Consider the following 25,601-nt stretch of genomic DNA (forward strand, 5'->3'; position numbering starts at 1 on the left):
TCAATGCTCGAATGTTCGCAACTGCAGGTCCGCTATCGGGAGGGGGAACACGATCTGCTCGCCCTCGATCGCGTTGATCTGCGCCTGGAGCCGGGGCGGGTGCTGGCGCTGGTTGGGGAATCGGGTTCGGGCAAAACTACCCTGGCCCGCAGCTTGCTGGGATTGACGGATAAAAATGCCCGCATCGACGGCGTGGTGCGCCTGGATGGGGAGGAGCTGACCGGTTTTTCGGAAGGGGCATGGAATCGGGTGCGTTGGGCGCGCATCGCCATGGTCGGTCAGAACGGCGCCGCTGCCCTCAATCCGGTACTGTCCATCGGCGCGCAGGTGGCCGAGCCGCTGATCGAGCATCGCGGGCTGGGGTCGGGGGCGGCGTTGGCGCAAGCGGAAATGGCCTTGACCGCCATGGGACTCGATCCGGCGGCGGCGCGGCGCTATCCCCATGAGTTGAGCGGCGGTCAGATTCAGCGGGCGCTGCTGGCCATGGCGCTGATTCTCGACCCCCAGGTGCTGATTCTCGATGAACCGACCGCCGCCCTCGATCCCCCGGCGCGGCAATTTGTCGGCGAAGTCATTCGCGATCAGCGGCGCCGGGGCAAGGCGATCCTGTTGATCAGCCATGATCTCGACAGCTGTCGGCGCCTGGCCGATCGGGTGGCGGTTCTCTATCTCGGCCGGATACTCGAAGAACTGCCCGCTCGGGATCTCTTCGCGAATCCTTGCCATCCCTACACCCGCGCCCTGGTGCGGTCCTATCCCCGCATCGATGGCGTTCGCGATCTTGGCGGCATGCGCGGCGACGCCTTCTATCGCATGGTTCACGCCCATGACCGTCTGGCGGCGGACCATGTTCATACGATGGGGAGCGGCGACCCGGGGGAAAATGGCCATGCCCCGGAGCGAGGCTGCCTCTTTGCGCCGCGCTGCACCCAGGCCGAGGCGGCGTGCCGGGAGGAAGAACCGGAACTGTGCTCCGTCGGCGGGCATCGCTTGCGCTGTCGCCGGGGGGGAATCGTCAACCTTCTCGAATTGCATCAGGTGGAAAAGGCCTACGCCGGCGTCACCGCCCTCGCCCCGGTCGATCTGCGGCTGCGTCAAGGGGAGGTCTTCGGTCTGGTGGGGGAAACGGGTTCGGGTAAGAGCACCCTGGCGATGATCGCCGCCGGCGCCCTGCGCCCCGACGGCGGTCGGCGCGATTTCTCCGGCCGGGATCTGGAGGACTGGTTGCGGCGGGATCGCTTGAGCCTGGCGCGCCGGATAGGGATCGTCCAGCAGCATCCGGCCCTGGCGGTGAGCCCGCGCTTCGATGTCTTCGGGATCGTCGCCGAGCCGCTGCGTATTCAAGGGCAAACCGACTCGGCGGATGTGCTTCGTGAGCGGGTTACGCGGGCGCTGGTCGAGGTCCATCTGCCGACCGCCCCTGAATTTCTTCGCCGCCTCCCCCATCAGCTCAATCAGGGGGCGCTGCAACGGTTGTGCATCGCCCGCGCCCTGATCACCGAACCGCTGCTGCTCATTGCCGACGAACCGACCAGCGCCCTCGACCCCAGCGTCCAAGCCAAGATCCTGAAGCTGCTGCTCGATCTGCAGATTGAGAAGGGCTTGACACTGCTCTTGGTGACCCACGATCTTGGATTGGCGCGCAAGGTCTGCGACAGGATCGGCGTCATGCACGCCGGTCGGCTGGTCGAGGTCGGTAACGCCGCTCAGGTCTTGCAGCGTCCCGCCCATCCTTATACCCGAGAACTGCTCAACGCCTCTTATGAACTGGGAGATTTCGATGAATGTTACTGATGAACCGGCCTTTCAGGAAAGTATTCGCCTGCACGGCCATGCCTGTATCGGCCTCGCCGTCGGTTATGCGGCGGCCCGTGTCGCTCTAAAGCGTCTCGCCATCGCCCGAGCTGAGGATGAAGAACTGGTCGCTATCGTCGAATGCGATGCCTGCGGGGTCGATGCCATCCAGTCCGTCCTTGGCTGTACCCTCGGCAAGGGCAATCTGATCTACCGCGATCATGGCAAGAACGTCTTCACCATCATCGACCGGCGCAAAAACCGGGGCGTGCGCATCGCCCTCGCCGCCGATCTTTTCAACCGTACGCCGGAGCAGGAAGCGTTGATGCTCAAGGTTTTCGGCGGCAGGGCCGACGATGGTGAACGGCAGTCCTTCTGGACCGCGCAGCGGAAGAAGATCGCGGACTTTCTTGCCGACCCGCCGGAGCGCTGGTTTCGTATCGAGATGGTCGACCCCGAAGCGCCGGAACGGGCACGCCTCTTCTCTTCGCTCATCTGCGAGCAGTGCGGCGAGCAGGTGATGGAGCCGCGTGTTCGCCTGCGCGCGGGAAAGAAGGTCTGCATTCCCTGTGCGGAAAATTACGGCCGGGGCTGGTAGCAGGCCACGCCGGGCTGGCGTGTCTCCGGTTTTTCCGGTATGGTGGCGCCTCTTCTTTTTACGGGAGTGCCCGCCATGCTCGAGTCCGCCGAAGATCTCGCCGTCATTCTGGTCGAGCCGCAAAATCCCGGAAATATCGGCATGGTCTGCCGGGCCATGGCCAATTTCGGGGTCAGTGACCTGCGGCTGGTCAACCCCTGTGACTATCTCCATCCCGAAGCGCGCAAGTTTGCCGTCGGCGCCCATCCTCTGCTCGGTTCGGCCCGGACCTTCCCCAATCTGGCCTCGGCAATTGCCGATCTGCGTCTGAGCGTGGCCACCACCCGGCGCGGCGGTCGGCTGCGCGGCGAACTCCTCGATCTCGCCCAGGTGCCGACGCTGCGGGCGACGCTCCCCACCGGTGGGCGCATGGGGCTGGTTTTCGGCCGCGAGGATGCGGGACTGACCAGTGATGAGGTTGCCCTCTGCTCCCATGCCGCGACCGTGGAGACTTGCGCGGAGGTGGGTTCTCTGAATCTGGCGCAGGCAGTGCTGCTCTTTGTTCATGAAATCGCCCGCCGGCCGATGACGCACGGGGAGGATGTCCGGGAACGCTCGCCGCAGGGGGAACTCGAAGCCCTGTTCGGGCAGATGGAGAAGGTACTGACACGCATCGCCTTTCTTAATCCGAAGCGGCCGGAGGCGGTGATGAACAGTCTGCGCCGGATCCATCAGCGGGCGGCTCTCGATGCCCGGGAACTGGCGATGCTGCGCGGCATCTGGAGCCAGATCGATTGGAGTTGCCGGGATTGGCGCGGACGCAAGCGGGGAGATGATTAAATCGAGGAAACCCGCCAAAAACCGTTGACATCCCCCTTGCCCTATGGTACTTAGGGCGGGTTTTTCATCTACGTTGTTCTTTGCCGAAAGTCAATCGATGGCCGAAGATAAACGTCAATTATTCAGAAGCCTTGGTTTTCTTTCGAGTGTCGGAATCTCGATGGTGGCCGCGACCCTGATCGGTCTCGGCATGGGTTGGTGGCTCGACCAGAAGTTTGATACTTCCCCTTGGTTTACCCTGATTTTCCTGGGGTTCGGCATTGCCTCGGGATTCCGTAACATCTATATTCTGACCGAGCGCGAACTCAAACGCTCGCAGGAAGAGAACCGGGAGGACGGTGACGGACGCGGATGATCGCTTGCTGGGGGAGTTGTCCCGGCGTAACTGGCTACTTCTGGCGATCCTTGTACTCATCAGCCTCTTCTGGCGTTCTTCGGCGGTCACCCTGGGGGTGCTCGCGGGGGGACTGGTCGCCATTCTCGGCCACTATTGGCGCTATCTGGCTCTCAGTCGTCTGCTCGGCTCACCTTCGCGGCAGTCGGCCAAGGGCTTTCAAATCAATTATGTGCTTCGACTGGCGGTGTTGGGAAGTGTCCTCTTCCTATTGATCGCCAAGGCCAGGGTCGACTTGCCGGCACTGGTGGTCGGGCTGTCGGTGGTGGTTCTGAATGTGCTGTTAACCACCCTTAAGCGGACGATCCGAATGTAACCGAGGAGGCAGTAGCCAACCATGACGCATCCCTTTCTTATTTTTCAGTGGCTGGAACAGCAACTTCACACCCACGTAGGCGAGCATGTCACCTATACCTGGTTTGTCATGCTGGTGCTGATCGTCCTGGCTTTTTTGGCCTCGCGTGCGGTGAAGCTGATCCCCGGTGGCCTGCAGAATTTCATGGAGGTCGTGGTTTCCGGGATCGAGAACCTCATCGAGGAGACGATGGGGCCCAAGGGCAAGGCCTATTTCCCGCTGCTGGCCACTTTCGCTCTTTTCATTCTGGTGTCCAACCTGATCGCCCTGGTTCCCGGCTTCTATCCGCCGACCGCCAACCTCAATACCAACGGCGCTCTGGCTCTGACCGTTTTCGCCATGACGCACATCATCGGCGTCAAAGAGCACGGCTTTCACTACTTCAAGCATTTCATGGGGCCGATCCTGGCCCTGGCTCCACTGATCTTCATTATCGAGATCATCGGTCATCTGGCCCGCCCCCTTTCGCTCTCGCTGCGTCTTTTCGGCAACATGTACGGTCATGAGATCGTGCTGATGATCTTCCTGGCCCTGGTTCCCTTCCTGCTGCCGGTGCCGATGATGCTCATGGGCGTACTCGTCGCCTTCATCCAGACCTTTGTCTTCACCCTGCTGGCGATGATTTACATTGCCGGCGCCCTGGAAGAGGCTCACTAAGTCATTCGTTCGCTACGGCGATTCAAGGTCCTATATTATTTAGGAATAACTCAACCTCGAAAGGAGCAACACAATGGAATTCTTCGCTTGGTGTATGATCGCTGCCGGTTTCGGCATGGCTATCGGTTCGTTCGGAACCGGCCTTGGCCAGGGACTGGCTATCAAGAGCGCCGTTGAGGGCGTGGCTCGTAATCCCGGCGCCAGCGGCAAAATCCTGACCACCATGATGATCGGTCTGGCCATGATCGAGTCCCTCGCCATCTACGTCTTCGTTGTGGCGATGATCATCCTCTTCGCCAACCCCTTCACCGAGCAGGTGATGTCGCTGTTGGCTAAGTAAGTTCGACTGTTACGCCATAAAAAGGGGGCGTGCCCTGACGGCACGCCCCCTTTTTATGCTTTGTCTGCGGCGATGAAACGCTGTTTCAGCGTGGCGTGCGATTGCGGACAATACGCATGAAGAGCACGCCGAAGATCGACAGGCACAACCCGACACAGATACACAGGTAGCCGAGGCCCTTGCCGGTGCCCCAGCCGAGAACGTCTCCCTCCCCGATGAAGAAGAAGAGCCCGAGGCCGCCAAAGGTGGCAAGCCCGCCGACGATGTAAAGTGTGAAGGCGCAAATGGCCAGGAGCAGATCGGTGTCTTTGGTCATGGGAAAATCCTTCATGGAGGGCGGAATCGTTTCGCTTGAGCGGAAGCGTCGTGATTCAAGCACAAGGCGGCGGTTTTGTCCAGTTTCACGGTTGGCTCCAGCGCCCTGATGGAAAATTTAGACAATATCCCGGTGTTTAATGAGGGAATGAAAAACATATTATCTTTCATGGGCTTACCCCCGATGGAAAAGAATACCTAAGGACCGTTTCACAATTGACTTTTACGTTTTGCTGTGATAGTCAGGAGCGCTGTATATAAAAAAAATACATAAAGATGACGATAGGTCCGGGAGAGACCATCGATACCGTCTTTTGTCTTTACAAGTCAGGTGTTTCACGGGTGGAACAAGAAATTTAACGATGTCAGGAGGTCTTCTATGCACCACGCTTTGCCACGTTTGTTGATGGCCTTGGCCCTGTTGCTGGCCCTGGTTGTGCCTGCGGCCGCAGAAAACGGCTTGGCCATTGATCCCAAAGCCTGTCTGGAATGTCACGAAGATGTGGTTTCCGTCGGCGAATTCAGTGCCTCGGTCCATGGCCAGAATGCCTGTACCAGCTGTCATGTCGAGCTGTCCGATTTGCAGGGGCACATCGATGGCACGGTGATGCCCGAGCCGGTCAGTTGTGTTCGCTGCCACAAACAACAGACTGCCGAGCATTATGCCAGCGTGCATATGCTCAACGATATCAAGTGCGCTGATTGCCATGCCCAGATCCACACCCTTGCTTCCTGGAAGGGGGAGAAGCAGAAGGTGGTGGAGACCTGTACTGGCTGCCATGACAATCATGAAAATTACATGGAATCGTCCCACGGCAAGGGTGTTCTCGCCGGGAATCCCGATTCGGCCGCTTGCCACGACTGCCACAACCTGCATGAAGTCAAGCCCCTGGGGGAAGCCAATTCCAGGGAGAACCGCGAGTTTCATACCAGCGTCTGCCTCAAGTGCCATGCCGACGAAGAGATGATGGCTCGTAACGGCGTCTTTAACGTCGCCGTCAAAACCTACATGGACAGTTACCACGGCAAGAACTTTCGTCTGGGCTATCCCGAACTGGTTGCTGGCTGTGCCGACTGCCACACCTCGCACGGTGTCTTGCCCGCAGACGATGTGCGCTCGAGCGTAAACGAGGAAAATCTGGTGGCGACCTGCGCCGTCTGTCATGATAAGGCGACGCCGCTCTTCACCATGTATTACTCCCACGGTTCCCACGACAAAGACAAGTATCCGATTCTTTATTATACCTTCGTCGCCATGACCACCTTGCTGGTGACGACCTTTGGGGTCTTCTGGATCCACTCCCTGCTCTGGATGTTCCGCGGCTTTGTCGAAAACCGCGAGAAGAAGCGGGAACTGATGGAGCATGGCTTCGTCCAGCACATCAAGGATCCGCACAAGATGTACCGCCGTTTCACCAAGCGCCACGTCTTCTTGCACTTCCTGGTAATCATCAGCTTCCTCGGCCTCTCTCTGACCGGCCTGCCGCTGAAGTTCGCCGACCAGCCCTGGGCCAAGGTCTTCATGGACTTCTTCGGTTCGGCGGCTAACGCGGCCTACATCCACCGGATCTGTGCCGGGATCACCTTTGTCTATTTCGGTGCCGCGATCTACATGTCCATTAACTTCCTTTTCATTCGCAAGGACATCCCGGGGAACTTCCTGCAGCGGTTGTTCGGACCCGAGTCCCTCTGTCCTAACTTCCGCGATATCCGCGATGTGACCAATATGGTCCGCTGGTTCCTCTTCCGCGGGCCGAAGCCGACCTTCGAGCGCTGGACCTACTGGGAGAAGTTCGACTTTATCGCGGTCTTCTGGGGTATGTTCGCCATCGGCGGCTCTGGCCTGATGCTCTGGTTCCCTGAGTTCTTCGGCTCGTTCCTCCCCGGCTGGGCCTTCAACGTCGCGACCATCGTCCACTCGGACGAAGCGCTTCTGGCTACCGGCTTCATCTTCACCGTCCACTTCTTCAACACCCACGGACGGCCGGAGAAGTTCCCCATGGACTTCGTCATTTTCAATGGGGAAATGCCGAAGGAAGAGTTCATCCATGAGCGCGGCGATCAATGGAAGCGTTACGAAGAAGCCGGCACCCTGCATCTCTACGAGAAGCTCAAGCCGAGCGGGATTCTCTACGACTTCTTCTTCAAGACCCTGGGCTTTACGGCGGTCTTTATCGGACTTTCGCTGGTTGTTCTTATGGTTTACGCGTTCATGCACGGTTCCCACTAGGGGTCTGCATTGTTTGTGAAGTAAAAGAAAAGGGTCGCCGATTTCGGCGGCCCTTTTCTTTTGGCGGTAAATCCTTGAGATTGCAGTAGAATAATTAAAAACTTATCCGTTGACTTAACTTGACCTGAATGATACTAAGCCGATATGTTCGGTCGGAAATACCCCGGCGGCGCCAGTAGTCGGGATTTTCCACTTTTTGATCTATCGGGCCCGATGCCTCCAGGGGTTCCGAAATTTAACTGAAGATGAGCCAGGGAAAGGAAACGCCTATGAAAAGACTGTCGGAAATTGTTGGTGCATTCACCCGGGGAATCGCCCGGAGCCGGGTGTCGCTGATCGGGGCGATGATCGTGACGGCCTCCGCGCCCTTCCTCTTCGGTGCGATTTTTTACGATGTGCTCTTTCACATCGACAATACCTACATCGCCGGAGCAATTTACATGCTCCTTGGCCCCGCCTTCATCGGCGGTCTGATTCTGGTTTTTCTCGGTCTTTTCTTTTTCAAAGGGAAGGAGGAGGTTCGGCTCTTTACCCTGGACTATCTCCGCGACTACTTCACCGATCCGCACAAGTTCAATCGCATGCGCAAGCTGGTCTTTTTCGCGGTCTTCCTCACCGGCATCAACATCCTTATCGTTTCCCTGCTCGGTTATCGTACCTACCATTACATGGAGTCCGTCGCCTTTTGCGGGGAATTTTGCCACACGGTCATGAATCCTGAACGGACCGCCTATCTCAATTCGCCCCATTCCCGCGTGACCTGTGTTGAATGTCATATCGGTGCCGGGGCCGACTGGTTCGTCAAGTCGAAAATTTCCGGCGCGCGCCAGCTGTTCGCCGTGGCGCTCAACACCTATCCACGCCCCATCGCTACGCCGGTCCACGGTCTGCGCCCGGCGCGGGATACCTGTGAGGAATGTCATCGTCCGGAAATGTTCCATGGCGACAAGCTGGTGATCAAAGACAAATTCTTGGAAGATGAACAGAACACCAACGTCAAGACCGTCTTACTGATGAAAGTCGGCTCGGCCGGCGATCGCACCTCCAGCTCCCACGGCATTCACTGGCATGTGGCGGCGGAGAACAAGATTTTTTACCGTCCTTCCGATCACAGCCGGATGAAGATCCCCGAGGTCATCCAGGCCGCTGAGGATGGCAGTCTCCTGGTCTATCGCTCCAGCGAGGCCAATGCCGAATTGCAGGCGTCGGGAAAGGCCGGTCTGCAGTCTTTGCGGAGTGAGCAGGTCGCCGTGGCCGATTCCGGGCAAAGCCATCCTGCTTCCCGAGCCGCGAGTGGGCGCTGGATTGCCGGACCCAAAGGAAAACAGAGCGAACGTCCCCCGGAAGTTAAGGATATCCGCGCCTATGCGGAACAGGGCGGCTATGTCATGGAAGATCTGCGGGAGATGGATTGCATCGACTGTCACAACCGCCCGACCCATATCTATCTGCCGCCGGGAGTGGCTGTGGACAACCAGATCATGAGTGGGCAGATCGACGTCTCCATCCCCTATATCAAGAAAAAGGCCATGGAGGTGGTCCTTCGTGAGTATTCCTCGCAGGACCAGGCGAAGGAAACGATCGCCGCGGAAATTCGGGAATTTTATGGCACCAACTATCCGCAGGTGAGTGCCGAGGCGCTGGAAAGATCGATTGCCGGCATCCAGCAGGCCTATGCCGAGAATGTCTTCCCCGAAATGAACATCCAGTGGGGAACCTATACCAACCATCTCGGTCACAACGATGACGTGGGTTGCTTCCGCTGTCACGATGAAGATCACGAGACGGAAACCGGCGAGGTCATCTCCATGGACTGCGATACCTGCCACACCATTCTCGCCGAGGATGAAGCCGACCCGGAAATCCTCCGTACCCTGTCGGGCGGATAACCGTCGCGAAGAGAGCCTGAAAACTAAAAGCCCCGTCATCGAGAGATGACGGGGCTTTTTCCTTGGGTCGCCAGCCCGCTGTTCCGGCTGACTTGTTCGTCCTGCGGGGCAGAACGATATATCCCCCCTTCGGGGGCGGTGACTTCTATGTTTTGTTGTGAGTCTCTATGTGTTTAATCCTCCTTTCGTTTGATTTTAGTTTAACGACAGGGGAGGAATAATGCAATGGGGGCGGGAACGATTTTTGACGGGATCAAAAACGGATGACGGCCGAGGCCCAGGTGAGGCCGGCGCCGAAGGTGACCATGCCGACCAGATCACCGGGGCGAATGCGGCCGGCGTGAAAGGCTTCGTCGAGGGCGATGGGAATAGAGGCGGAAGAGGTATTGCCGAAGCGGTCGACATTGATGTAAACGCGGTCGGTGGGAATGTCAAAGCGCTTGGCGACGCCTTCGATAATGCGCAGGTTGGCCTGGTGCGGGATCAGGAGTTGGAGATCCGTCGGCACGATCCCGGCTTCCTGCAGAACTTGCTGCATGGCGTTGCTCATGGCCGTCACCGCATGGCGGAAGACTTCGCGACCGGCCATGTGAATGGTGTGCAGTTGCTCGGCGGTATTTTCCGGCGTTGGCGGGTTCAGGCTGCCGCATCCGGGGTTGTAAAGCAGTTTGACATGAGCACCGTCGCTACCGAGGCAGGTATGAATGATGCCGCGCTCCCCTTCGGCGGCACCGAGGACGACGGCGCCGGCACCATCGCCGAAGAGAACGCAGGTGTCCCGATCCTGCCAGTTGACCATGGAGGAGAGGATCTCTCCGCCGATCACCAGCGCCTTGCGATAGCCCGAGGCGAGCATGAGACCCTCGGCGATCTGTAGGCCGTAGAGAAAGCCGGAACAGGCGGCGGAAAGATCGAAAGCGACGGCGTGTTTGGCGCCGATCATTTCTTGGATGATACAGGCGGTCGCGGGAAATTTCATGTCGCCGGTGACCGTTCCGAGGATGATCAGATCGATTTCCTCGGCCGTCACTCCGGCGGCATCGAGGGCGCGGGTGGCGGCCTCGGCGGCAAGAGCGGAAAGGGGTGTCCCAGGCGTGACGATGCGCCGTTCTTTGATGCCCGTGCGCTCCATGATCCACTGATCGCTGGTGTCGACCATCTGCTCCAGGTCGGAGTTGGTCAGAATCCGGTCGGGAACGGCGTGACCGGTACCTAGGATCATGGCATGGGGCATTTTCGGCATGAGACATCTCCCGGCGGGTTACAAGACAAAACAAAATAGCACTTTAGCCCGCGCAGCTCAAGACATACCGCCGGGAAACCACCCAGCCTGGGATGGGTGGTTTCCCGCATGCAATTAGGCTTCCGAGCTTTCCGGCTTATCCGGCGAAATTGGTGCCACCGGTGGATTTTGACCGTTTTTGACGAAAAGGTGCACATCCTGTTGCGGGAAGGGAATTTCGATCCCGGCTTCGCGGAAAAGGCGATCGATACTCTGGAGCAGGGCGCTGCGGACCCCAAGCATGCTGTCGGCGTCGGCGACCCAGACACGGAGCTCGAAATCGAGAGAACTTGCGCCAAATGCCGTGAATATAGGCGACGGCGCGGGGTTCTGGAGAATCAGTTCCTGCTCCTTGGCCGCTTCAATCAGAAGCGAGAGGACTTTGTCGACGTCGCTGCCGTAGGCGACCCCCACGGGGATGACGATCCGGGCGATGCTGGAACTCAGAGTCCAGTTGGTGACCTTCTGGGAGATGAACTCCGAGTTCGGCACAATGATTTCCGCTCGGTCGGGGGTTTCAACGATGGTTGAGCGCAACCCGATTTTTCGCACCGTGCTCCATTTGCCGTCGATGACCAGGGCGTCGCCGACCCGTACCGGACGTTCGAAAAGAAGGATGATGCCGCTGACGAAGTTGTTGACGATGTTCTGCAGGCCGAAACCGATACCAATACCGAAGGCACCGGCCAGGAAGGCGAAGCTTTTGAGTTCGACCCCGGCCAGCCCCATGGCGAAGATGAAGCCGAAGAAGATGATGGCATAATGCAGCAGTTTCTTGATGGCGTCGCGGATGCCGCGATCCAAGTCACGATGGGGAAAAACCTGCGACTCAAGAACGGAGCGCATGAGCCAGGAGAAGGTAAAGGCGAAGTAGAGCGTCAGGCTGAAGAGGGCGATCATCTTGAGGGAGATCGTCATTTCACCGATCTGGGCACTCATGCCGGTAAGGGCTTCCCAGGCCTGTCCAGCGGAGTTGTAGACACCCCAGATGACAAAAAACAGAAGGAAACAATAGGCGCCGAGGAATATCTTGAAAATGATCGACAGCCGCGCAACGAGATCGTCGCCGTAGCGATAGAAGAAGGGGCGGCGGATGACCACGGTGTGGGAAAAGACATAGCGAATGGCGCCGTGAGCAAGTCGCAGGGTCATGACGAAATAGAGACCGAGAAAGACGGTGCTGACCGAGGAGTTGATCAGGCGCGATGCCAGGTTGCTGTAACCACTGGCTTGGGCAACCAGAGCGACGAGCAGAATTACCGCACCCCAGCGTAGAGCTTTGGTGAACCAGTCCTTGCGGCCGTCATGGGCGTTCTGGTTCGCGCGGGCGATCAGCAGCAGGACCGGGATGCCGAGCAGGCACAGGGCGGTAAGGTAAAGCCGGTAAAGAAGGGGGGGGAAGGCGATCAGCTGAAGCACCTGGGTAATGGTGAAAAGGACCGCCAGCAGATAGATCATCAGTCGCTTGCGGGGGTTGCTGACGATGCCGGTGACCAGCACTGCTGTGGAGAGTGCCGCCAGCAGCGTGATGCCCATGCGCCAGAAGGAGGGCATGGAGCCGTACAGGTAACTGAAGGAGATGACCGAAACGAAGATGCCCGTTGCCCAGGGATGGTCGGCCATGAATTTCCATTCTTCATGGATACTTCCCCCTTTGCGGTGGCGAAGAATGAAAAAGGCCAGAAGTAGCGTCGTTGCCACCTGCAAGAGCGCTACCCAGGGCTTTTCCTGAAGGAAATCCCATTGGATTTTGGTCGCTTCGAGGATGCCCGTGGTGGTAGCGGTGATCAACTCCGGGGTGAACTGAAGATAAAAGTCTTTGCTGATAAACGAGTGGGTCGTTTTTTTGAAGGTCTGCTTGCGCAGGGTATTGAGCGTTCTCTCGATCTTGTTTTGCACGTCCAGCATTTCGGTTTGCAGAGACGAGATCTCTTTTTGCACCTCGACCAGCGGCGCCGATATCTCCTTGGCCCGCTCCCCGACCTTCTGGGCCTGGGCGATGCTTTTCGTAAAGGCCGTGACCGGGATCTCTTCCGTCGTGCCCTTGAGCTCTGCCCGCCAGTTCTTCCAGAAGTCCTCTTCCGTTTTCCATTGTTGGCGGAGGGTTTCCAGTTGGGTGAGCCGTTGCGAGAGGGTATCGACGAGCTTGCGCAGCTCGGTCATGTGATTGCCTACCGTCCCGCGCATTTCCAGCAAGCGGTCAAAGGTCCACTGCTCGACCTCCCCGAGGGCGGTCACCCGCTTCATGATTTCGGCCTGGCGGGACTTGATCCCCTCCATCTCGGTCGTGATCTGTGTCAGGTCGGCAAGAGGCGCCATTTCAGCCTCGGCCTTCATGGCGTTTTCGGAGATTTGCGAAGCCTTGGGGATGATCTCGGCAACGCTGGGGAAGGTCCGTTTCTCGACCGTTGCCGGGGGCGCGCTTTCCTCAGCCGGGGTCAGGGTAGGAAAGAGGAGAAAGCAAAGAAAAAAGAGGCGAAGAAAAGTCATAGAGTAAAAATTCCGTAGAAGTCTAGGTGCTGAGAAAAAACTCTGCTCAAGGGGGACACGTTGTTTTGTGTCCACCTTGAGCAGGAAAGAATCAGAAATTAGCGATGGGCAGTGGCATCAAACCCCAGGAGTAGTCAGGACCGGCCGCGGGGTCTGGTCCGTCTGCGGCGGCAGCACCGGGTGCGTGACCACCGGTTGCTCGCCGGTCAGGGTTTTGAGGAAGGCAGTAATCGCGGAGGCTTCCTCTTTATTCAGGGCGATGCCTAGTTGCGCAGAACCCATGATGCGGACCGATTCGTTCAGGCTCCAGACCTTTCCCGAGTGGAAGTAGGGCGGGGTCAAGGCGACGTTGCGCAAGGGCGGGGAGCGGAAGGCATATTCATCCCCAGCGGTATTGGTCACCTGGAAACGACCGGTATCTCCTTCGGGGAGAATCTCACCTGCAGGTTTCTCTACGACGCCAAAGGGGAAATAACCGGTGCCGCCCATGTTGACGCCGCTGTGGCAACCGACGCAGCCCTTGTTGATGAAGAAGTCGAGCCCCTGGGTTTCCTCGGCGGAAAGGGCCTTTTCATCCCCCTTGAGGAAGAGGTCGAAGGGGGCATTGGGGGTGAGTAAGGTCGCTTCGAAAATCTCGATGGCGCGGGCCATGTTGTCGAAGGTCACGGGCTCCTTCTCCTTGGGGAAGGATTTTTTGAAGAGTTCGACATATTCGGGCATGCTGTTCAGGGTGACCAGGACCTGCTCCGGGGTGTTGTTCATCTCGACGGAGGCCTGAACCGGCCCCTTGGCCTGCTCCATCAAGTCCTTGGCGCGGCCGTCCCAGAATTGGGCGGTGTTGAAGACGGCGTTATAGGTGGTCGGCGCGTTGCGCGGACCCTTTTGCCAGCCGTGACCGACGGAGGTCTCTTGCATGTCAGCGCCGGCCAGACCGACATTGTGGCAGGTCTGGCAGCTGATCAGGCTGGAGGCCGAAAGGCGCGGTTCGAAATAGAGCATGTGCCCGAGGAGAAGCTTCTCGGGGGTGGCGGGGTTGCCCTTCAGTTCCGGAGCGCTGGTGGGAATCGGCTCGAAATAGGACCGGCTCTGCTCAAGCAGGGTCTCTTGACCGCCCCAGGCGAGGCCGGTCGTCAGGGCGGTGACGGCGAGAAAACTGGTGAGGGTACGCAAGTTCATCGATCGTTCTCCTATAAAAGAGGGGTGAAATGGTTATAAATGTTTTAGCTTAAAGCGGGAGATTGTCAAGACGAAGGAGCGGGGGGAGTCGGGCTATTCCCAGAACATGCGCAGCGGGTCGGCGTCGACATGGCGCAGGATTTTGGCCAGATCCAGGCTGGGGCCGCAATTGAGATAGAAGGCCCAGGCACGGCGTTCGCCTTGGTAGTAGTGTAGGGACCACTGAGTCAGTTCCCGATGGTAGCGGAACTGGGCCACGGGGCGCACCGTTCGCTGCCGGCAGCCCGGGCAGCAATACTGCTCTTCGATCAAGGTGGCGCGGCTGCCGCTGAGTCGGTAGATCAGCCGGGAGTGCCCATGTTGTTCGCTGGACGGATGTGTCGCGCAGAAGTTCGTGAGAAGCTTGTCCGCGGATTTTCGGAGAAGTTCCGGTAATTCCATCGGTGGAATCAGGGGGGGCAGCAGGCGCAGACAGAGCGGAAAAGCGAGGTGCTCAGGTAGCGGTCGCCGCGGTCGGGGAGCAGAACGACGATGACTCCGGACGCCATGCCCTGGGCGACTTTCAGGGCGCCGGCCATGGCCGCGCCGCTCGACATGCCGACGAAAATCCCTTCTTCCAGGGCCAGGCGTCGGGCAGTTTCGAAGGCGTCCTCATCCTCGACAGTGAGTTTCTCGTCCAGTTCTTCTTCGTGATAGATCTCCGGGACGATCGCCTCGCGCATGTTCTTGAGACCCTGCACCTTGTGCCCCAGGCGAGGTTCGATGCCGACGATACGCACCCCGGGCTTGGCTTCCCGCAGAAAGCGCCCGGTCCCCATGAGGGTTCCGGAGGTCCCCATGCCGGCGACGAAAACATCGATCTCGCCGGCTGTCTGGCGGAAGATTTCGGGCCCCGTGGTTTCGTAATGGGCCAGGGGGTTGTTCGGGTTGGCGTACTGGTTGGGCATGTAATAGCGGTCCGGGTCGTCGGCAAAGATCTGGTGTGCCAGGCGGATGGCGCCATCGGTCGTCTGGCAGGCTTTCGACAGGACCACCTCGGCGCCGTAGGCTTCGAGGACCGCTCGGCGCTCCATGCTGACACAGGCCGGCATAACCAGTTTCACCCGGTAGCCCCGGGCGGCGCCGATCATCGCCAGAGCAATACCGGTATTGCCGGAGGTCGGTTCGAGAATTGTTTTTCCCGGGGAAAGCAGACCACTTTCCTCGGCCTTTTTCACCATATACCAAGCCGGCCGATCCTTGACCGAACCCCCGGGGTTGTTCCCTTCGAGCTTGGCGAAAATCCGAACCGGCAGGCCGGCGGCGAGGCGAGTCAGTTCCACCAGGGGGGTGTTACCGATCGCCTGGGGCAGACTGAAATCAGCGGCGGGTTGTATCATGAAAGTTCCTTGCGCAAAGCTTTTAGAGGATAAGAACGGCCCATCTTACCGGACCGTTTCCGGGAATACAACACGAATGAATTTGCCCCTGTCATCCCCTGGTTGCCGGGGAAATGGCAAAAACAAAACCGCCGCCCCCTGGTCAGGGGCGGCGGTTGTTCCGAGTCGAGCTAGGGGCGGGAATAGACGGAGTTTTTACCGCTGTTCTGATCCGCCAGAGCGGCCCCGCCTGGATTTCCTTTCAGGGGCATCGCCATGTCTCCCAGGATGCGGCGCGATTCGCCGATGTAGGGATCCTCGGCCAGTTCCTTGAGCCACGCCTTCTCCCGTTCCGCATCGTCCAGGGTGAGTTCTTTCTTGGCGTCGGCCTCATCGTCGTCCATGCCCATGGCCCCGTGCCCCATGAGTTTGCTGGTGCGAAGTTTTTTCTCCTCCTCCCGCTCCTTGCGTACCACCTCAAGGGCGAGGCTTTGCCGGGTCTGTTCCCGGCGTTCTTTGGCCCGCTCCGTTTCGGCGAGGATATCGTTGAATTCCTCGCTCGCGTCGATGCGCTCCTGGCTTCGGTCGATCAGGGGGGGGAGGACCAGGGGGGCCTTCCAGGGGGTGAAGTTGGTGCTTTCCACACTGTCCCAGGGGAGAGAGTTGTCGACATATTGCTCACCCGCCTCCACATGGCGCAGAGGGTCGGGGAGGATGATGTCGGGGACGACGCCGCGGTACTGGGTCGACTCGCCGCTCACCCGGTAGAACTTCTGCGTCGTCACCTTCATCGCCCCTAAGGGACGGTATTGGTCGAGATTGATGAAAGGGAGATTGGCGTCGAGGTCGGCCATGGTCTGTACCGTCCCCTTGCCATAGCTGTGCTCGCTACCGATGATCACCGCCCGGCGGTAATCCTGGAGGGCGCCGGCGAGGATTTCCGAGGCCGAGGCGCTGAACTTGTTGATCAGCACCACCATCGGTCCGCGGTAGTCGATGGCGGGATCCTGGTCGGAAAGGACGTTGATGCGGCCGTTACGGTTTTTTATCTGCACCACCGGTCCTTTCTCGATGAAGAGTCCGGTGATGGAGACCGCGTCGGTGAGGGCGCCGCCACCGTTGTTGCGCAGGTCGAGAACCAGACCGTCGATGCCGGCCTGGGTCATTTTCTGCAGCTCCTCGCGCACGTCGTCCGTTGAGTTGCGGCCGTCGCCACCGCGTACCGTATTCTTGAAATCGCGGTAAAAGCTGGGGATGCGGATATAGCCGAACTTCTTCTTGTTCGCCTCGTCCTCCAGGATCGTCCCCTTGACGAAGGTTTCCTCGATCTGCACCACGTCGCGGATGATGGGGATGATCAGACGTTGCCCATCGGGCTTTTTCACCGTCAGGCGTACTTCTGTCCCCTTCTTGCCGCGGATCAGGCTGACGGCGTCGCGCAGGCGGGCGTCGGTGACATCGACCGGCTCGCCCTTGCCCTGGGCCACTTCGAGGATGATGTCCTCGGCCTGCAGTTGTCCCTGGCGGCTGGAAGCGCTGCCGGGGATGACGCGGATGACCTTGATGTAGCCGTCCTCTTCCTGAAGGGTGGCGCCGATCCCTTCGAGTGAGCCGCTCATGCTGATGTCGAAATCTTCCTTCGACTGGGGCGGCAGATAGTTGGTATGGGGATCGAAGGCGCGGGCGATAGCGTTGAAATAGCGGTCGAAGTGATCCTGCTCGGTCTCCTTGCGCATGCGGTCGAAAAAGTCGGCGTTGCTTTTGCGCACCTTGTCGCGGGCGGCTTCGAGCAGCTGCGCCTCGGTTTTCGCCGGTTTTTTCCCCTCGGCCTTGGCTTTTTCCTCTTCGTCTTCAAGCAGGTTCAGGTAGCGGACCAGCACCTGGAACTTGAGGATCTTGCGCCAGCGCTCCCGCAGTTCCGCTTCATCCTTGCAGAAGTCGAGCTTCTCCGGATCGGTTTCGAGGCTTTCATCGACACTGAAATCGAATTTTTGTTCGATCAGCTCTCCGGCCAGTTGCTCGACCTGGCTCACCCGCAGGGACATGACACGGGCGCCGAGGGCGGCCAACTCCAGCCGTCCGCGATTGATCTCATCGTCGATCCGGGTGGCGAAGACCTCCAGCTTGTCGGCGTCTTCTTTGAGCAGGAAGCGTTTCTGGCCGTCGAGCTGTTTGAGGTAAAGATCGAAGGCGGCGCGGGAGAGGGCGTCGTCGATCGGTTTCTGGCTGTAGTGGTTCTGGTTGATCTGGCCGCGCAGAATGAAACTGAGCAGCCGGGCGCGGTTGATGTCGAACTCCTCGACAGGCGGGGCAGCCAGGGCGGAGACGGCGGTGAAGAGTAGAGTCAGAGAGGCGAAAAGGAACTTTTTCATCGGGGACGACATGGGGGGTCCTTACGTGCGAGGAATCGGAGCGGTCGGTCCGGTTCGGGGATTGGTGCGCGGTTATTCATTGCGACATATGCATAAAAGATTACCACGACCGTAGTGATTGTGGTCAAGGGGTAAGCTCAGGTTTCCTAGGCTTTTTCCTGCAAATGACGAATTTTTCCTCGAAATGGCCATTTGTGGAACATAAACCGCTGTTTTGCGGTTGCAGGAAAAAAAAGCCCGTGTTAGCTTGAATTCATGTATACGGCATCGGGGCGGGTTCTAGTGCCAACCACACGCCTTCCGGATCGGGGGCAAGCGACGAGGAGATGACGGGGATGCACCAACAAAAGTTGAGTCTGGGACGAGCGGGTTACGAATTCGCGGGTTTTTCACCGGAACGCTGGGAAACCCTGCGGCGCATCGCCGGCGAGCGTTGCGAGGCGGCCCGCTGGCGCGAGGAGCAGAAAGCGCGGGGGATCTGTCCCGCCATCAAGATCATGGAGGATCTTATCGGCTAGCCTATCCCATGCAAAATTGTCCAGACTGTCGAAAGCGGGAACCTGCCAGGGGTTCCCGCTTTTATTTTGGAGCGTCCTCTTGCCGGAAGAAGGAGCGCATCGCTTCCAGAACTTCCACCGTCGGTGCCGCCAGGGTGCGCGCCGCCGGCAGGGAGCGGAGAAAGATTCGACCGTAACCCTTTTTCACCACCCGTGTGTCGAGAATCAGCACCACTCCGCGATCGTCGCGGTGGCGGATGAGGCGGCCGAAGCCCTGCTTGAATTTGATGACCGCCTGGGGGACGGTGTAGTCCATGAAGGCGTCGCCGCCCTGTGCCTCGATCGCCTCGGCCCGCGCCTCCAGCACCGGTTCCGTCGGCACTTTGAAGGGCAACCGGGTGATGATCACCTGTTCCAGCGCCCGCCCCGGCACATCCACCCCCTCCCAGAAGGAATCGGTGCCGAAAAGGACGCTGGCCGGGTCGTCGCGGAAGGTCTTGAGCAGCCGATGGCGGCTGTCTTCCCCCTGGCGCAGGCAATGATAGCCCCGGGCGCCGAGGACCGGTGCCAGTTCCCCATGGACCCGCCGCAATAGGGAATAGGCGGTGAAGAGGACGAAGCTGCGGCCGCCGGCGGCGAGAATCGCCTGTTCGGTGAGATCGCGAACCTGTTCGGGATAGCCCGGACGCCCCGGCTCGGGGAGGTCGGTGGGGATGGCGAGGAGCGCCTGGCGGGCAAAATCGAAGGGGGAGGCGAGGAGCAGTTCGCTGAGCCGTCCCGGTTCGGTTCGGTCGAGGCCGACCCGTTCCTCAAAATAGCGGAAGGATTGCCCGACGGTCAGGGTGGCACTGGTCATGACCACCGTCTTGTAGCGGTCGTAGATTCCCTGTTTCAGAGACCCGGCGACAGCGAGAGGGGCGGTCTGCAACCGGGTGACGATCCCCATGCCGCGGCCGATGCGCCCTTGGCTCACCTCCAGCCAGGCGCAGGTCTCCGGCTCCTCGGCGAGAAAGGCGCGCAGATCGCCGGCGATCCCCTCCAGGCGGCCGGCCGGGGCGCGCAGGTCGAGCAGTTGCCCATGCAGCTGCTCCAGGGTCGCCTCGGGCAGGGCCTCGCAGGCCTTGAGCAGTTCGCGCAGCTTGCGGCCGAGGCCGTCACCGGCTTGAATCAATTCACGGACGCGCTCGCGCATCGATTCCCAGGCGGGGCTGGCGGTGAAGGGGGGAACCAGGCGCTGCTTGAGGGCCTCGCCCGGGCCGATGGCCTTGCCGAGGGCTCGGGCCAGCTCCTCGCCGATGGCCTCCAGGTTGAAAACAGCCTGCTCCCCCAGGGCTTGGCATGCGCTGAGCAGTTCCTCGACCTGGCCGTGCAGCTCCCGGTAAAGGCGGTCCTCATTCTCCGGCAGTTCCCGGGCCAGGGCGTTGAGGAAGCGCGGCAGCAGGCCCCGTTCGGGCTTGCGCGGATGCCGCAGCTTACCGAGTTGGCGGCTGAAGGAAAAGCGCGTCACCTGGCCGGCGAGGAAATTGGTGGCGACATCCTCCAGATGATGGGCCTCGTCGAGGATGATGCGGTCGAAGGGAGGAAGGACGGCGGCGGTCGTGTAGTTGTCGGTGGCCATGCGCAGAGCCAGGTCCGAGAGGAGCAGGGCGTGGTTGACCACCAGCAGGTCGGCCTGGGCCGCCAGTCGCCGCGCCTTGTGGAAAAAGCAGCCGGCATAATGGGCGCAGCGCACCCGGGCGCACTGGTCGATTTCACAGCGCACCTCTTCCCAGACCTGTTCCTTGGGCAGAAAGGGAAGTTCCTCCTTGGAGCCATCGCTGGTGCGTTCGGCCCAATCGAGAATAGCGCGCAGTTCGCCGCTCAACTCCTCCTCGAAGAGCCCCGGCTCCAGCCGGGCCGTTTCCGCCCGGCGCTTGCAGAAGTAATTGCTGCGCCCCTTGACCAGAACCGCTCTGAATTCCAGGTTGGTGGCTCGGCGCAGAAAGGGGAGATCCTTGCGGATCAGTTGTTCCTGAAGATTGATGGTATTGGTCGAGACGACCACCCGTTCGCGGTTGGCCAGCGCCCAGAGGATGGCCGGCACCAGATAGGCGAGGCTCTTGCCGGTGCCGGTACCGGCCTCGATTACCGCCAGGCGGCCGTGGTTGAAGGCCTCGCCGACGGCGAAGGCCATGCGCAGCTGTTCCGGACGGTCCTCGTAGTCCGGCAGGGAGCGGGCTACCAGTCCTTCCGGACCGAGAATCCCGTCGATGCGCTCCGGCGCCACGTCCTCTTCCCGGTGGGGGGCGAAAGGTTCCACCACCCTGTACACATTTTCCACAGGGTTGTCCACAATGAAGAAACCGACGCCCAGTTCGCCGAGACGCCCGGCGATTTCGATGTCGGCCCGGGACGGCCGGAGGTTTCCCGAAGGGTGGTTGTGGATGACCACGTCGCCGTGGCGGCAGACCTGGAGGATGGCCGGGACCGCCTCGGCGTTGCCCCGGGCCAGTGTCTCGGCATCGCAGACGCGCCCTTCGCTGTCGGCGCGGCCGAGAAAAAAGACCTCGTTGCCCCCAGCCGCCGCAATGGCGTGGCGCATCAGCAGGCGGGTTTCGGCGGTAAAGCTTTGATTCATGGGAAGAAGGCTCCTTGGTCGCGGCATTATAGGGGAGGGGGCAGGAAAAGGAAAGGAATGGAGCAGGCTTTTTTGATGGCGAAGAAAATATATATTGACAACTGAATGTATCAGGCAATATTGTGCATATACACAAATCAACCCGAAGGAGCAACTTCATGAATTCAGCGGAAATCTACCGTGCCCACTCCATCAAACCCCTCGACAGTTTTGTCGCCGATTTCGAAAAAGCCGCCGTCAAGCGCGGCTTCAGCATTCACAATCGGGACAACATGGCCATGGCCGATCTCTATCGGGAAAAGAACCACCCCATGCCGGAAGATTTCGATCTGCACATGATCCAGATCTGCAAGCCGGACAAGTCCTCCCAGAGTTTCCAGACCAACATCGAGCGCGCCCCGCTCATGCCCAAGTTCGTCATGGCGTTCAGTAAAGACGGCGCGACCGAGGTGCGTTTTCTCTACTACAGCAAGGAACTGATCGCTTCATTGATTCCCGGCGATGCGGTCTTCCCCGAATCCCTGGAGCAGACCTACGGCGCGATTCGCGCGATGATCGAGGAAGCCCTGTAACGGGCGGATATCTAACGTTCCTTTTTCACGACCCCTGGCTTCGGGCCCGTCGCGGCGGACCCCCGAGGAGAACGAACCATGCTCAATTTTTTGAAAATCCTCCAGAAAAACCTGTCCTTGGCGATTCCCGTAGCGATGATCCTCGGCCTGCTCGCCGGCGGTTATCTTTTCGATGCCGCTCCCCTGAAAAGCCTCATCATCCCCATCACCTTCCTGATGGTCTATCCGATGATGGCGACCCTAAACGTGCGCTCGGTCTTCACCGGCTCCGACCTGCGCCTGCAGGTTGTGACACAGATCATCAACTTTGTGCTGATCCCGCTCGTTGTCTACTTCCTCGGCAAGCTCTTTTTTACCGGCAGTGAGGCCAAATACGGGCTCTGGGCGGTCGGCCTCTTTCTCATCGGGGTCTTGCCGGCCTCGGGCATGACCATCTCCTGGACCGGTTTTGCCAAGGGAAACAAGGAGGCGGCGACCAAAATGCTCGTCTTCGGTCTGCTCATCGGTGCCCTGGCGGCGCCGGTCTATACCAAGGTCTTCATGGGGGCAACGGTCGATGTGGATATGCTGCACATGTTTCAGCAGATCTGTCTCTTCGTCTTCCTGCCTCTGGTGGTGGGACTTCTGACCCAGAACTATCTGCGCAAGAAGCACGGCCAGAAAGCCTGGGCTGAGGTCTACAGCCCGATGTTTCCGCCCTTTTCGGCGCTGGGGGTGACGTTGATCGCTTTCGTCGCCATGGCCCTGAAGGCTAAGACGATCCTCGCCAACCCGGCGGATATCCTGAAGATTCTCATCCCGCTGGCAATCTTCTATTTGCTCTCCTATGTGCTGCTGTCGCTTGTCGGCAAGTTCTTCTTCCGTCGTGAAGATGCCATCGCCATGGTCTTCGGCGTGGTCATGCGCGACCTTTCCATCGCTCTGGCCATCGCCATGACCGCTTTCGGCAAGGAGGGGTCGACCATCGCTCTACTCATCGCCCTGGCCTACGTCATCCAGATTCAGTCAGCGGCCTGGTATATCCGCTTGGTGCCGCGTATTTTTGGTACCGCGCCGGGGGAAACGCCGACCAAGGCTTGATCTTTGGCGCCGGAGCGCCTTTAATATGAAAGTCTTCCCGGGGGACAGGCGGTAACGGCTGTCCCCCGGCTGTTACAGGAGAGTTCCTATGTCCCCCCGCCCCCGCAAGCCCCGTGTCTGTTGCCCGCATCGGGCGCCCGGCAGTTTGGTCTTCAAGCCCGCCGGAACGCCCCTTTCCGAGTTGGAGCGCATCGATCTGGATCGCGACGAACTGGAGGCGATCCGCCTTTGTGATCTTGACGGTCTCAGCCAGGAAACGGCTGGCGAGCGCATGGGCGTTTCCCGGGGGACGGTGCAGCGCCTGGTTTCCGGCGCCCGCCGCAAGGTCGCTGCCGCCCTGGTCAGCGGCGCCGCCCTGTATATCGCGCCATGGACCGAGGGCATGACCGGGAAGGAAGGGTCCGATGACGGAGAAGCCGACGGATAATCCCGCCCATCTCGCCACCATTCTCGACAGCGTCGCCGACGGCGTCTTTACCGTCGACGACGAGATGCGGATCACCTGGTTCAACCGGGCCGCCGAGGAAATCACCGGCTTTACCCGGGCCGAGGCGCTGGGGCAACGCTGCTGCGAGATCTTTCGCAGCAGCGTCTGTTTCAGCGCTTGTCCGGTGCGCGAGGCGATGACCGGCGGCGCCGATGTGATCAATCGCGAAGTGGATATCCTCGACCGGGACAACCGCGAGATCCCCATCTCGATCAGCGCCTCGGTGCTGCGGGACGAGGCCGGCCGCCCCGTCGGCGGGGTCGAGACCTTCCGCGACCTCTCGCGCCTGCGCGCTCTGCAGCGGGAGGTCGAAAAAAAATATACCTTTCACGATCTGGTCAGCCGCCATCCCGCCATGCGCCGGCTCTTCGACGTCCTGCCCGACGTGGCGGCGAGCGGGGCGACGGTCCTGCTGCACGGCGAGAGTGGCAGCGGCAAGGAGCTTTTTGCCCGCGCCCTGCATGATCTCAGCCCCCGCCGCGGCGGACCTCTGGTCACGGTGAACTGCGGCGCCCTGCCGGAGACGCTGCTCGAAGCGGAAATCTTCGGAGCCAAGAAGGGGGCCTACACCGGCGCGGTGGCCGATCGCCCCGGGCGTCTGGAGCAGGCGGAAAAGGGCACCCTCTTTCTCGATGAAATCGGCGATCTGCCCCTCTCTTTGCAGGTCAAGTTGCTGCGGGTGCTGGAGAACCGCGAGTACCAGCCCCTCGGCGGGCGGCGAGCGCGCATCGCCGATGTGCGCTTCATCGCCGCGAGCCATCGCGATCTGGAAGCGATGGTCGCCGAAGGCACCTTCCGCCGCGATCTCTTCTTTCGGGTCAATGTCGTCAAGCTCTCCATCCCGCCCTTGCGGGAACGCCGCGAGGATATCCCCCTGCTGCTGGACATGGCCCTGGACCGCTTCAATCGCGCCTACGGCAAGAAATTGCGCGGCTTCACCCCCGACGCCCTGCGCCTGCTGCTCGACCATGACTATCCCGGCAATGTGCGGGAGCTGCTCAATCTGGTGGAACGGGGGGTAATTCTGGGGCGAAGCGAACGGCTTGCTGCCGAACTCTTTTCCGAAGTGGCGTCGGCCGGCGCCCCCCTTGCCCCGCCGGCGCCGACAGCGGAGCCGTTGGACGAGGTGCTGCGCCGCCACGGTGGCAACCAGACCCGCGCCGCCCGGGAGTTGGGGATAAATCGCACCACCCTCTGGCGCCGGTTGAAAAAAGCGCACCGTGCCTGATCCCCTTGCGAGGTCGTGATGCTGTCCATTCTTCAGGAAACCTTTCTCCATGCCTTGATGATCAGCGGTTTCGTCTTCGTGATGATGCTGGTCATCGAATATCTCAATGTTCTCACCCAAGGGGTCTGGCAGGAAGGGCTGCGCGGCAGCCGCTGGCGGCAATATCTGCTGGCGGCTTTTCTCGGCGCCTCCCCCGGCTGTCTCGGGGCCTTCGCCGTCGTTTCCCTCTACTCGCACCGGGTCGTCTCCCTGGGGGCGGTGGTCGCGGCGATGGTCGCCACCAGCGGCGACGAATCCTTCGTCATGCTCACCCTGATTCCACAAGCCTCCCTCGGCCTCTTCTCGGTGCTCATGCTGGTCGGGCTGGCGGCGGGGATTCTCACCGATCGGTTGGTGTCGGAACGCGCGGCCGCCTGTCCCCTGGACGGGCCCGGCATCGCCTATCACCCACAGGAACCGTGCCGCTGTTTCCCCCGGGGTCAGATCCTTGCCCAGTGGCGGCACTGCACTCTCGCCCGGGCCGTGCTGATGCTCACCCTGACCCTCTTTTCCTTAAGTCTGGCGGCGGGATGGGTGGGGCCACCGGCCTGGAACTGGGTGCGCCTGACCCTGCTGCTGACGACCCTGACCGGGCTCTTCATCGTCGCCACCGTCCCCGATCATTTTCTCGAAGAACACCTCTGGCACCATGTGGCGCGGGTGCATGCACCGCGCATCTTCCTCTGGACCTTCGGGGCCTTGCTGGTGATGCACCTGCTTCTCAAGCCCCTCAACCTTGAGAGCTGGATCGCTGCCAACCCCCTGTGGCTGTTGCTGATCGCCGGACTGGTCGGCCTGGTTCCCGAATCGGGACCGCATCTGATCTTCGTCACCCTCTACAGCCAGGGGATTATCCCCTTCAGCGTGCTGCTGACCAGCTCCATCGTTCAGGACGGTCACGGCATGCTCCCCCTGCTGGCCGAATCGCGCCGGGATTTTTTCCAGGTCAAGGGGATAAATCTGGCGGTCGGCCTGCTGGTCGGCGGTCTCGCTTATCTGATCGGATACTGAT

The 25,601-nt window shown here is 60.2% G+C and carries 23 protein-coding genes; 15 read left to right on the forward strand and 8 right to left on the reverse strand.

What is annotated here, in order from left to right; genetic code table 11:
• The first annotated feature begins 3 nt into the window (after positions 1-3).
• The 7 genes from BQ4888_RS15490 to atpE all read left to right on the forward strand — a co-directional run bounded on the left by BQ4888_RS15490 (position 4) and on the right by atpE (position 4,957).
• Positions 4-1,794 (forward strand): ABC transporter ATP-binding protein, encoded by a 1,791-nt coding sequence (locus BQ4888_RS15490; protein ID WP_092058281.1) that lies wholly within the window; start codon positions 4-6, stop codon positions 1,792-1,794.
• Positions 1,781-2,392: an FmdE family protein gene (locus tag BQ4888_RS15495; protein WP_092058284.1), complete on the forward strand. Its 612-nt coding sequence runs from the start codon at positions 1,781-1,783 to the stop codon at positions 2,390-2,392. Before BQ4888_RS15490 ends, BQ4888_RS15495 begins: the two co-directional genes overlap by 14 nt.
• Before the next feature lie 75 nt (positions 2,393-2,467).
• Positions 2,468-3,211, forward strand: a complete 744-nt coding sequence (locus tag BQ4888_RS15500) for an RNA methyltransferase (RefSeq protein WP_092058287.1) — start codon at positions 2,468-2,470, stop codon at positions 3,209-3,211.
• A gap of 97 nt (positions 3,212-3,308) precedes the next feature.
• Complete coding sequence (locus BQ4888_RS15505) at positions 3,309-3,566, forward strand: AtpZ/AtpI family protein (RefSeq protein ID WP_092058370.1); 258 nt, start codon at positions 3,309-3,311, stop codon at positions 3,564-3,566.
• Entirely contained in the window at positions 3,550-3,921 is a 372-nt protein-coding gene (locus BQ4888_RS15510) for an ATP synthase subunit I (RefSeq protein WP_092058289.1), read from the forward strand. Before BQ4888_RS15505 ends, BQ4888_RS15510 begins: the two co-directional genes overlap by 17 nt.
• A 21-nt stretch (positions 3,922-3,942) precedes the next feature.
• A complete protein-coding gene (gene atpB, locus BQ4888_RS15515) occupies positions 3,943-4,617 on the forward strand; it encodes a F0F1 ATP synthase subunit A (protein WP_092058292.1) in 675 nt (224 codons plus the stop codon).
• A 73-nt stretch (positions 4,618-4,690) separates the two neighbouring features.
• Entirely contained in the window at positions 4,691-4,957 is a 267-nt protein-coding gene (atpE, locus tag BQ4888_RS15520; protein ID WP_092058294.1) for an ATP synthase F0 subunit C, read from the forward strand.
• 85 nt (positions 4,958-5,042) lie between these two features.
• Here the strand turns inward: atpE and BQ4888_RS15525 are convergent, their stop codons facing one another.
• On the reverse strand, positions 5,043-5,273 hold the full coding sequence (locus BQ4888_RS15525; protein WP_092058296.1) for a hypothetical protein: 231 nt from the start codon (positions 5,271-5,273) through the stop codon (positions 5,043-5,045).
• A 378-nt stretch (positions 5,274-5,651) separates the two neighbouring features.
• On the opposite strand from BQ4888_RS15525, the gene BQ4888_RS15530 reads away from it, so the two are divergent.
• Together BQ4888_RS15530 and BQ4888_RS15535 are read left to right on the forward strand one after the other, a co-directional pair.
• Positions 5,652-7,502 (forward strand): cytochrome c3 family protein, encoded by a 1,851-nt coding sequence (locus BQ4888_RS15530; RefSeq protein WP_092058298.1) that lies wholly within the window; start codon positions 5,652-5,654, stop codon positions 7,500-7,502.
• Positions 7,503-7,771: 269 nt separating this feature from the next.
• A complete protein-coding gene (locus tag BQ4888_RS15535) occupies positions 7,772-9,391 on the forward strand; it encodes a NapC/NirT family cytochrome c (protein ID WP_092058300.1) in 1,620 nt (539 codons plus the stop codon).
• A 253-nt stretch (positions 9,392-9,644) separates the two neighbouring features.
• On the opposite strand, the gene BQ4888_RS15540 is transcribed toward BQ4888_RS15535, so the two are convergent.
• The 6 genes from BQ4888_RS15540 to BQ4888_RS15565 form a co-directional block, all read right to left on the reverse strand.
• Positions 9,645-10,625: a beta-ketoacyl-ACP synthase III gene (locus BQ4888_RS15540; RefSeq protein WP_170232905.1), complete on the reverse strand. Its 981-nt coding sequence runs from the start codon at positions 10,623-10,625 to the stop codon at positions 9,645-9,647.
• Between the two features lie 123 nt (positions 10,626-10,748).
• Positions 10,749-13,163, reverse strand: a complete 2,415-nt coding sequence (locus BQ4888_RS17730) for a mechanosensitive ion channel domain-containing protein (protein WP_205748026.1) — start codon at positions 13,161-13,163, stop codon at positions 10,749-10,751.
• Positions 13,164-13,280: 117 nt separating this feature from the next.
• Positions 13,281-14,339, reverse strand: a complete 1,059-nt coding sequence (locus tag BQ4888_RS15550; RefSeq protein ID WP_092058305.1) for a cytochrome-c peroxidase — start codon at positions 14,337-14,339, stop codon at positions 13,281-13,283.
• A 93-nt stretch (positions 14,340-14,432) separates the two neighbouring features.
• On the reverse strand, positions 14,433-14,780 hold the full coding sequence (locus tag BQ4888_RS15555) for a DUF3024 domain-containing protein (protein ID WP_092058307.1): 348 nt from the start codon (positions 14,778-14,780) through the stop codon (positions 14,433-14,435).
• 8 nt (positions 14,781-14,788) lie between these two features.
• Positions 14,789-15,718: a PLP-dependent cysteine synthase family protein gene (locus BQ4888_RS15560; RefSeq protein ID WP_092058309.1), complete on the reverse strand. Its 930-nt coding sequence runs from the start codon at positions 15,716-15,718 to the stop codon at positions 14,789-14,791.
• A 170-nt stretch (positions 15,719-15,888) separates the two neighbouring features.
• Positions 15,889-18,081 carry a carboxy terminal-processing peptidase gene (locus BQ4888_RS15565; protein ID WP_092058312.1) on the reverse strand — a complete coding sequence of 731 codons (2,193 nt, stop codon included), beginning with the start codon at positions 18,079-18,081 and terminating at the stop codon, positions 15,889-15,891.
• A 323-nt stretch (positions 18,082-18,404) separates the two neighbouring features.
• Here BQ4888_RS15565 and BQ4888_RS15570 point away from each other — a divergent pair, with 323 nt between their 5' ends.
• Positions 18,405-18,587, forward strand: coding sequence for a hypothetical protein (locus BQ4888_RS15570; protein WP_092058314.1), 183 nt, complete (start codon positions 18,405-18,407; stop codon positions 18,585-18,587).
• Between the two features lie 61 nt (positions 18,588-18,648).
• Here BQ4888_RS15570 and BQ4888_RS15575 read toward each other — a convergent pair whose 3' ends face one another.
• Positions 18,649-21,183, reverse strand: coding sequence for a helicase C-terminal domain-containing protein (locus tag BQ4888_RS15575; RefSeq protein WP_092058316.1), 2,535 nt, complete (start codon positions 21,181-21,183; stop codon positions 18,649-18,651).
• A 158-nt stretch (positions 21,184-21,341) separates the two neighbouring features.
• Between BQ4888_RS15575 and BQ4888_RS15580 the strand changes: the two genes are divergently transcribed.
• The 5 genes from BQ4888_RS15580 to BQ4888_RS15600 all read left to right on the forward strand — a co-directional run bounded on the left by BQ4888_RS15580 (position 21,342) and on the right by BQ4888_RS15600 (position 25,600).
• Entirely contained in the window at positions 21,342-21,755 is a 414-nt protein-coding gene (locus BQ4888_RS15580) for a DUF302 domain-containing protein (protein WP_092058319.1), read from the forward strand.
• A 78-nt stretch (positions 21,756-21,833) separates the two neighbouring features.
• Positions 21,834-22,835: an arsenic resistance protein gene (locus BQ4888_RS15585; protein WP_092058321.1), complete on the forward strand. Its 1,002-nt coding sequence runs from the start codon at positions 21,834-21,836 to the stop codon at positions 22,833-22,835.
• Between the two features lie 88 nt (positions 22,836-22,923).
• Positions 22,924-23,262, forward strand: a complete 339-nt coding sequence (locus tag BQ4888_RS15590) for a DUF134 domain-containing protein (RefSeq protein ID WP_092058323.1) — start codon at positions 22,924-22,926, stop codon at positions 23,260-23,262.
• Positions 23,240-24,550 (forward strand): sigma-54 interaction domain-containing protein, encoded by a 1,311-nt coding sequence (locus BQ4888_RS15595; protein ID WP_092058326.1) that lies wholly within the window; start codon positions 23,240-23,242, stop codon positions 24,548-24,550. Before BQ4888_RS15590 ends, BQ4888_RS15595 begins: the two co-directional genes overlap by 23 nt.
• A gap of 18 nt (positions 24,551-24,568) precedes the next feature.
• Complete coding sequence (locus tag BQ4888_RS15600; RefSeq protein WP_092058328.1) at positions 24,569-25,600, forward strand: putative manganese transporter; 1,032 nt, start codon at positions 24,569-24,571, stop codon at positions 25,598-25,600.
• The last annotated feature ends 1 nt before the right edge of the window (position 25,601 follow it).

It is taken from the genome of Desulfuromonas acetexigens, assembly GCF_900111775.1.
GTDB classification, from domain to species: Bacteria; Desulfobacterota; Desulfuromonadia; order Desulfuromonadales; family Trichloromonadaceae; genus Trichloromonas; species Trichloromonas acetexigens.

Excerpts from the sequence above, each read along its gene's own strand:
- BQ4888_RS17730 (WP_205748026.1), bottom strand. The coding sequence starts at position 13,163 with ATGACTTTTCTTCGCCTCTTTTTTCTTTGCTTTCTCCTCTTTCCTACC.
- BQ4888_RS15525 (WP_092058296.1), bottom strand. The coding sequence starts at position 5,273 with ATGACCAAAGACACCGATCTGCTCCTGGCCATTTGCGCCTTCACACTT.
- BQ4888_RS15505 (WP_092058370.1), top strand. The coding sequence starts at position 3,309 with ATGGCCGAAGATAAACGTCAATTATTCAGAAGCCTTGGTTTTCTTTCG.
- BQ4888_RS15500 (WP_092058287.1), top strand. The coding sequence starts at position 2,468 with ATGCTCGAGTCCGCCGAAGATCTCGCCGTCATTCTGGTCGAGCCGCAA.
- BQ4888_RS15600 (WP_092058328.1), top strand. The coding sequence starts at position 24,569 with ATGCTGTCCATTCTTCAGGAAACCTTTCTCCATGCCTTGATGATCAGC.
- BQ4888_RS15570 (WP_092058314.1), top strand. The coding sequence starts at position 18,405 with ATGCACCAACAAAAGTTGAGTCTGGGACGAGCGGGTTACGAATTCGCG.
- BQ4888_RS15580 (WP_092058319.1), top strand. The coding sequence starts at position 21,342 with ATGAATTCAGCGGAAATCTACCGTGCCCACTCCATCAAACCCCTCGAC.
- BQ4888_RS15595 (WP_092058326.1), top strand. The coding sequence starts at position 23,240 with ATGACGGAGAAGCCGACGGATAATCCCGCCCATCTCGCCACCATTCTC.
- atpE (WP_092058294.1), top strand. The coding sequence starts at position 4,691 with ATGGAATTCTTCGCTTGGTGTATGATCGCTGCCGGTTTCGGCATGGCT.
- BQ4888_RS15585 (WP_092058321.1), top strand. The coding sequence starts at position 21,834 with ATGCTCAATTTTTTGAAAATCCTCCAGAAAAACCTGTCCTTGGCGATT.
- BQ4888_RS15550 (WP_092058305.1), bottom strand. The coding sequence starts at position 14,339 with ATGAACTTGCGTACCCTCACCAGTTTTCTCGCCGTCACCGCCCTGACG.
- BQ4888_RS15540 (WP_170232905.1), bottom strand. The coding sequence starts at position 10,625 with ATGCCCCATGCCATGATCCTAGGTACCGGTCACGCCGTTCCCGACCGG.
- BQ4888_RS15530 (WP_092058298.1), top strand. The coding sequence starts at position 5,652 with ATGCACCACGCTTTGCCACGTTTGTTGATGGCCTTGGCCCTGTTGCTG.
- BQ4888_RS15490 (WP_092058281.1), top strand. The coding sequence starts at position 4 with ATGCTCGAATGTTCGCAACTGCAGGTCCGCTATCGGGAGGGGGAACAC.
- BQ4888_RS15495 (WP_092058284.1), top strand. The coding sequence starts at position 1,781 with ATGAATGTTACTGATGAACCGGCCTTTCAGGAAAGTATTCGCCTGCAC.
- BQ4888_RS15590 (WP_092058323.1), top strand. The coding sequence starts at position 22,924 with ATGTCCCCCCGCCCCCGCAAGCCCCGTGTCTGTTGCCCGCATCGGGCG.
- BQ4888_RS15565 (WP_092058312.1), bottom strand. The coding sequence starts at position 18,081 with ATGTCGTCCCCGATGAAAAAGTTCCTTTTCGCCTCTCTGACTCTACTC.
- BQ4888_RS15555 (WP_092058307.1), bottom strand. The coding sequence starts at position 14,780 with ATGGAATTACCGGAACTTCTCCGAAAATCCGCGGACAAGCTTCTCACG.
- BQ4888_RS15535 (WP_092058300.1), top strand. The coding sequence starts at position 7,772 with ATGAAAAGACTGTCGGAAATTGTTGGTGCATTCACCCGGGGAATCGCC.
- BQ4888_RS15575 (WP_092058316.1), bottom strand. The coding sequence starts at position 21,183 with ATGAATCAAAGCTTTACCGCCGAAACCCGCCTGCTGATGCGCCACGCC.
- BQ4888_RS15560 (WP_092058309.1), bottom strand. The coding sequence starts at position 15,718 with ATGATACAACCCGCCGCTGATTTCAGTCTGCCCCAGGCGATCGGTAAC.
- atpB (WP_092058292.1), top strand. The coding sequence starts at position 3,943 with ATGACGCATCCCTTTCTTATTTTTCAGTGGCTGGAACAGCAACTTCAC.